This window comes from Parafrankia discariae (genome assembly GCF_000373365.1).
GTDB classification, from domain to species: Bacteria; Actinomycetota; Actinomycetes; order Frankiales; family Frankiaceae; genus Parafrankia; species Parafrankia discariae.
The window spans coordinates 1-6,251 of sequence record NZ_KB891131.1 but is presented as its reverse complement, the minus strand read 5'-3'; the positions used below and the strand labels follow the sequence as shown (position 1 = coordinate 6,251).

6 protein-coding genes are annotated in these 6,251 nt (G+C 70.1%); 3 read left to right on the top strand and 3 right to left on the bottom strand.

The window, feature by feature from the left end; genetic code table 11:
- Positions 1–324: tyrosine-type recombinase/integrase (locus B056_RS35495; protein WP_018501136.1), on the top strand; the 324-nt coding region annotated here is incomplete at its 5' end.
- Positions 325–669: 345 nt separating this feature from the next.
- Here B056_RS35495 and B056_RS0106790 read toward each other — a convergent pair.
- Complete coding sequence (locus B056_RS0106790) at positions 670–1,239, bottom strand: hypothetical protein (RefSeq protein ID WP_018501135.1); 570 nt, start codon at positions 1,237–1,239, stop codon at positions 670–672.
- Positions 1,240–1,344: 105 nt separating this feature from the next.
- On the opposite strand from B056_RS0106790, the gene B056_RS44115 reads away from it, so the two are divergent.
- Complete coding sequence (locus B056_RS44115; protein WP_230202862.1) at positions 1,345–1,509, top strand: hypothetical protein; 165 nt, start codon at positions 1,345–1,347, stop codon at positions 1,507–1,509.
- 381 nt (positions 1,510–1,890) lie between these two features.
- Here the strand turns inward: B056_RS44115 and B056_RS0106780 are convergent, their stop codons facing one another.
- The gene (locus tag B056_RS0106780; protein ID WP_026239413.1) at positions 1,891–3,498 is read right to left on the bottom strand and encodes a sensor histidine kinase; all 1,608 of its coding nucleotides are present in this window, start codon (positions 3,496–3,498) and stop codon (positions 1,891–1,893) included.
- A 568-nt stretch (positions 3,499–4,066) separates the two neighbouring features.
- On the opposite strand from B056_RS0106780, the gene fxsT reads away from it, so the two are divergent.
- Positions 4,067–6,115: an FxSxx-COOH system tetratricopeptide repeat protein gene (gene fxsT, locus B056_RS0106775; RefSeq protein ID WP_230202861.1), complete on the top strand. Its 2,049-nt coding sequence runs from the start codon at positions 4,067–4,069 to the stop codon at positions 6,113–6,115.
- Here the strand turns inward: fxsT and B056_RS40330 are convergent.
- The coding region (locus B056_RS40330; RefSeq protein WP_230202860.1) for an ATP-binding protein at positions 6,022–6,251 on the bottom strand (230 nt) is incomplete at its 5' end. The two genes, fxsT and B056_RS40330, sit on opposite strands and share 94 nt — an antisense overlap.

The window sequence follows — 6,251 nt, the reverse complement described above, 5'->3', positions numbered from 1 at the left end:
GCCTGGCGCGCCTGGACCACCGCCGCCGACCTCACCACCGGCCCGGCGTTCCGCGGCATCAACCGCCACGGCCACCTCGCCGAGCGCCGCCTGTCCGACCGCGCCGTCGCCGACATCCTCGCCCGCCGCGCCGCCGCCGGCCTCACCGGCCGCTTCGCCGGCCACTCCACCCGCCGCGGCTTCGCCACCGAGGCCTACGCCCACGGCGTCGGTGAACCCGCCGTCATGCGCCAGGGCCGCTGGAAATCCCGCACCACCATGGACCGCTACCGCGAAGACGGCACCCTCTGGGACGACAACGCCGCCACCCACCTGGGGCTGTGAGCAACACAGATCACTCGCGGGGACGCGCTCTACTTGCCCGGGCCTGGTGTGCATGCCAACCGCAGCACGAACAACAGGCAGTATCTGAGTGCCGTGCTCCTTCCCACCGGCCGGCACATTCACCATTCCCGCGCCAGCACGCCGGCGACCGCGAGCGTCATGGCCTGCGGAGACGGCCGTGTTGGCCGCTGGATGGTCGTCCGGCTACTGGTACTCCAGCGTCGGGTGCTCACCGCGTTGGGCGGCCCTGTCCCAGGGGAACGGAGAGACAGTGCCGCCCTTTCGGGCGCCGATGAGGGGTCGGTCTCAGCCTCAGGTCCCGCCGTCTCCTCGCTGGTGTCGGGCTCAGCGTGCTTCCGTGGCGACCGCCGCGTACCGCAGGATCAAGGACAGCGCCCCGAAGACGGCTGACCAGACGTAGGTCCAGGACACATCCCCGGCACTACTTCCGTCCACCGCGGCGCCTGTCGCTGCCAGACTAAACAAGATCATAACGGCAAGGCTGAGGTAGAAGCCCGCGCAGATGACCTTCGCCAGACGGTCGTTGAGGGGCGGCGCGAGCAGGAGGAGCCGGCGAACCGATACACCAGGAGCCGCAGCCGTCTGGGTGACCAGCACTGACGCCTCGTCCAACCAGGCGAGGGCACGGGCCCGCGCTTCGTCCAGGTCCTCAGCCGAGGAGGAGATCGTCTGCCTGGCCTGCCACCACTCGACCGCGAAGCTGACCTGCCGAGCCGCGTCCTCGAACGGCGGTCGGCGCCTTCCTGCATAGGCCCGGCCTTCACGCCAGTCCTTCAACACCAAACCGAGCGCACCGACTGCGGCCGTAGCTACCGGAACCAGCACGGCCGCGACGATGGCTACGCTATCCTGCGAGATCCTCGGCCCCCATCCGCCAGTAAGCGGGGTCAGCATCGCATGTTCCGTACAGCCGTATCACCAAAGCGGAATGATCCGGACCTGACGGGGTTGCTGTCACATCCGTTGACACCGTGGATCTAGGCAGGTCAGCCTGGTCGGGTGGGCTCTGACGGTGTGGCGTTCCTGCGGGCTGATGTTGAGTGGTTCTGTGGCGAGCTCGTCGACCTCACTCCAGCTGTCCGGCTGCAGACGCTGGCCGGACTGGGGGCCGTGCTGGAGGAGCTGACCCCGGCGGCGATGACAGCCGCCAAGGACGAGGGATGAGGGCTGCGCCGGATCAGCACGTTCGTCGGGGTATCGCACGAGCAGGTCCGCCGGCCGCTCGCGGTCACCCCCGTGGCCGGCGAGGAGTAGCCCGGCTCTCCAGCTGGGCGGGTTACCGGAGCGGGCTGGCGGGGACGAGGAAGCGCCTGTGTCACGCCCCAGGAGTCGAATTTCCCTGATCCTATCGCAGAAAAATACCGGGAGTCGCCCCGGTCCAGCGGCCATGGCCGTCCAGGCCGCGGGCCCTGCTACCGCAGAAAACCGGCTGCTCTCCGCAGCCCCGCCTCGACGACTCGGCTTGACGCCATAACCCCATCGGATGTCTCTTGATGGGTTCAGGGTGCGGCGTTGCGTGGGCCGGTAAGACAGGCGCCATCCAGCTCATGAGGGTTGCACCTGCAGGATTGTGCGGCGGATTTCCTCGATGGTCTGGTCGAGGGCGTCGATGGCCGCGGTGAGCCGGGCGCCGATCATGTCGCCGGCGGTGCGGATCAGGGACTGCAGGTGCAGGCCGATGGCGAACAGTCGTTGCAGGACCAGGTCATGCAGGTCGCGGGCGATGCGGTCGCGGTCCTCGAAGACGGCCAGGCGGGCACGTTCCTGGTGTGCCTGGGCCAGGTCGAGGGCGAGCGCGGCGTCGCCGGCGAAGCCCTCAACCAGCTCCATGTCGCGCGCTGGAAGGCGTGCCGTGCCGGTCCGATAGGCGAGGAGAAGGATCGCCGGTTGGTGCCCGGCGATCCGTAGCGGGACGGCCAGTGCCGCGGCGAGGGGCAGTGCTGGGGTGGGGACGACCCGGTTGCCGCGCAGCTGCAGACTTTCCAACGCGACGGCGTGGCCCGCGCTGAGTACGCCGGCTCCTGGTCCGGCGCGGAGCGTGACGGTCAGCCCTGGTAGGGCGTCGGGGTCGGTGGGGAGGTCGGGGGCTGTGGAGGCGGCGGTCACGATCAGGGTGCCGTTCTCGTCGGGTACGGCGATCAGGGCCAGGTCCGCGGCGGCCATCCGCCGACCCATCCGCGTGATGAGGCCGAGAGCGTCGCGGGGATCGGGGGCGGCCAGCACGCTGGTCGTGATCTCGGTGCTCGCCGCCAGCCAGGCCCGGCTCCGTTCCGCCTGCTCGTAGAGCCGGCGCAGCTCACGCTCGGCGCGGCGCAGGTCGGTGATGTCGGTGAAGACGAGCGCGAGCATCTCCTCACCGCCCCGCAGATATGGGATCACAGTGACCCGCATCGACCGGCTGGTACCGCGTTCCCCCGCCAGGTCGAGATCACCGATCTGGGCGTGGTGGGTACGCAGCGCTGCCGCGATCATGCCCCACTCGCCTCCCAGCGAACGCTGCCGCGGCCCGGCCGCCGGCGAGAGCCGTTCGGTCAGCTGGGCAAGACGATCCCCCACCCGCTGGGGCACACGAGCGATCTGATCCAGGACCGGTGAGCCACGCCACAGTCGCAGGTCGGCGTCATACACCGCCACCGCGACCGGCAGCTCGCCGGCGGGTACCCCCGCGGACACCAGCTCCAGCAGCGCGGCATGCTCCCCGGCGGTCTGCGCGTCACGGTGGGCGGCGGTGACGTCCAGGATCGTCCCGGTGTTGCCGACCACCGCACCCGCCGCGTCCCGCAGGATGGTCGCCCTGATCTGGACCCGCCGGTAGCTGCCGTCCCGGGTGCGGTAGCGGGTCTCGTGATGACAGTGATCGGCACCGCCCGCGACCACACCCATGAACAACGCGACCGTGGCCTCCGCCTCGTCCGGGTGGACATAGTCCAGGAACCGGGCACCCAGACTGGCCACGACATCGAAGCCGGTCAGGGTCGTCCACGCCCGGTTCAGGTACATCCAATGGCCCTCGGCGTCGGTCCGGAACACCACCTCGCTCAACGCATCCAGCAGATCCCCAGCATCGCAACAGCCGGCCGTATCCCCACCGTGGCCCGCCCCGGTCCGGCACGGATCCCGGCGCTGCGTGGCCTCCCTCGAAGCAGACGTCATCGACGGCCCCCCTCCATCGCGACGGCGGATCCTCCCACCCGCCTCCGCGGGCCGACACGGCCCGATAGGGCAGTGCCTGACCGACGGCATCTGCCGATCAGCGGCCGACGGCCGCACCTGGAGAATCCGACCGCATCCTCACGCCCTATGTGTCACACAGCGACACGTCCCAACACTGGGCAGCCCGCTGACCTGCCCCTTCCGTTCATCACCGGGCCGTGCAGCTGCATAGATCAGATCTATGCAGCACATGCAGCCGCCGTCCACAGTTGCAGGATGGCAGACCACACACGGATGACGGCCTGTACGTGACCCTCCTGGGAAACCCGGAGCCCAGTGGACTACCAGCCCTGCGTGCGGCTACCGCCACATGTCTCGCTGTGGGTCGTTCCCCGGGCGCGGGACGGGTGGCGGGGAATGTGGATGACCCGCGCCAGCTCCTCGGGTTGTCCGCTACGCGGCCGGGTTGTCACGGTTCGTGGTGGTAGTGGCAGGCTGTACGGCTATGGGTGTGGGGGTTCCGGCGGCAGGCGGTACGGCGGGTTCGCCGGTGGCGGTGGATTTCTTCGTGTCGTACACGGGAGCGGATGAGGCGTGGGCGACGTGGGTCGCCGAGGTGTTGGAGGCCGAGGGCTGGTCGGTGGTGGTGCAGGCGTGGGACTCCCCGGCAGGGGTGAACTTCGTGACGTGGATCAGCGACCAGATGGACGCGGCGACCCGCACGCTCGCGCTGTGTTCGGAGGCGTACTTCGCGTCGCACTGGTGCACCCAGGAGTGGACCGGGGCTCTGGCGGGAAACAAACTGACCCCGTTGCGGATCACTGACTGCACGATCCCGACGGTGCTGTCGACGATCAGCTACCGGAATCTGTACGGCGTCGATGAGGTGGTCGCGCGGCGGCGGCTCGTGGAAGCGGTCGGGCTGACCGTCCCGGACCGGGTGTCGGGGGGTTTCCCCGGCGGCCGGACTGTCGCAGTACCCGCTCCGGTGCGCGCGGTGTTCCCGGGCCGACTGCCCGCCGTGTGGAACGTCCCGGGCCGCAACCAGCTTTTCACCGGCCGGCAGACCCAGCTCGAACAGATCCGCACCGGACTGGCCAGCGGGCCGGTTGCGGTGCGTGGGATGGGTGGGGTCGGTAAAACCCAGCTGGTGATCGAGTACGCCCACCGTCATGCCGCCAGCTACAGCCTGGTGTGGTGGGTCGACGCCGAACAGACCGCGCTGCTCGCCGAGAAGATCGCCGCCCTGGCCGGCCCGCTCGGCCTGCCCAGCGACGGGCCGGTGGCCGACACCGCCGTAGCGGTGCTCGCCGCGTTGGGCCGGCGGGAGGGCTGGCTGCTGGTCTTCGACAACGCCGACGACCCCACCGCCCTGCGCGCCTGGCTGCCCGCCGGCCCCGGCCATGTGCTGATCACCTCCCGCACTCCTGCCTGGGACGTGTGGGCCGCGACTATCGAGGTCGATCTGCTGCCCCGCGCCGAGTCGATCGACCTGCTGACCCGGCGGCTGCCTGGCCTGGACCCGGTGGTGGCGGACAGGTTGGCCGACGAGTTGGGGGATCTGGCGTTGGCGTTGGCCCAGGCCGGGGGCTATCTCACCCGGACCCGTCTGCCTCCCGCCGACTATCTGACCCGTTTCCGCACCCGCAGGCAGACGTTCCTCGGGAAAGGCGACGATCCGCTGTACGCCGGGCGGGTCGACACGTGCTGGTCGATGTCCCTGGACCGGCTCACCGTTGACGCGCCTGCCGCGGTCCAGCTCCTCGAACTGTGCGCCCTACTCGCCCCCGAACCCATTCCGGTGACCCTGTTCACCGGCCAGCCGGCGCTCTTCGCCCCTCCGCTGGGCGATATCGCCGCCGGTGCTGATCTCACCGGGGACCTCGACGATACGATCGCCGCTGTTCTGGACTACTCCCTGGCCCGCCGCACCGGGGACAGTCTCGTCGTGCACCGCCTGGTGCAGGCGGTCATCGCCGGCCAGCTCACCCCCACCCGCCGCGCTCAGCTGACCGACACCGCCGTACGGCTGCTGACCGCCGCCAGCCCCGACAGCCCGTTGGATCCGGCGAGCTGGCCGGTGTGGGCGGCTCTCGGCCCGCACCTGCTGCATGCCTACACCCGCCTCGGCGGCGCCGACGATCCGCACAGGCTCCGCTACGCCACCGACGGGTTCTGCTTCCACCTCTACGCACGCGGGGATTACCCGGCCGCCCACACCCTCGCCACCTACCTGTACCAGCAGAACACCGGCCTGCTCGGTGACGACCACCCCGACACCCTGACCTCGGCGTACACCCTTGCCGTCGCCCTGTTCGCCCGGGGGGATGCGCAGGGTGCGCGGATGCTGAACGAGGACACCCTCACCCGCCGCCGCCGGGTCCTCGGCGACGACCACCCCGACACCTTTCGCTCCGCGAACGGCCTCGCTGTTGTGCTGGCCGCCCTGGGAGATGCGCAGGGTGCGCTGGCTATGAAGGTGGGAGTGGGGACCGTTCGTCGGTGGGAGTGGGGGCCAGCTGTTCAGGCGGGTTGGGTCGTGTCGGTGGGAGTGGGGACCGGGGTGGGTGGGCGGCCGTTCGGGCTGGTGCGGGCGCGGGTGTGGGCGAGGCGGTAGGACTGGGTGCCGGTCTCGATGATCGTGCCGTCGAAGGTGAGGCGGTCGACGATCGCGGAGCAGAGGCGGGGGTCGGTGAAGGTTTTGGTCCAGCCGCCGAAGCTTTCATTCGAGGCGATTGCGACGCTGTTCTTCT

Excerpts from the sequence above, each read along its gene's own strand:
- B056_RS0106780 (WP_026239413.1), bottom strand. The coding sequence starts at position 3,498 with ATGACGTCTGCTTCGAGGGAGGCCACGCAGCGCCGGGATCCGTGCCGG.
- B056_RS0106790 (WP_018501135.1), bottom strand. The coding sequence starts at position 1,239 with ATGCTGACCCCGCTTACTGGCGGATGGGGGCCGAGGATCTCGCAGGAT.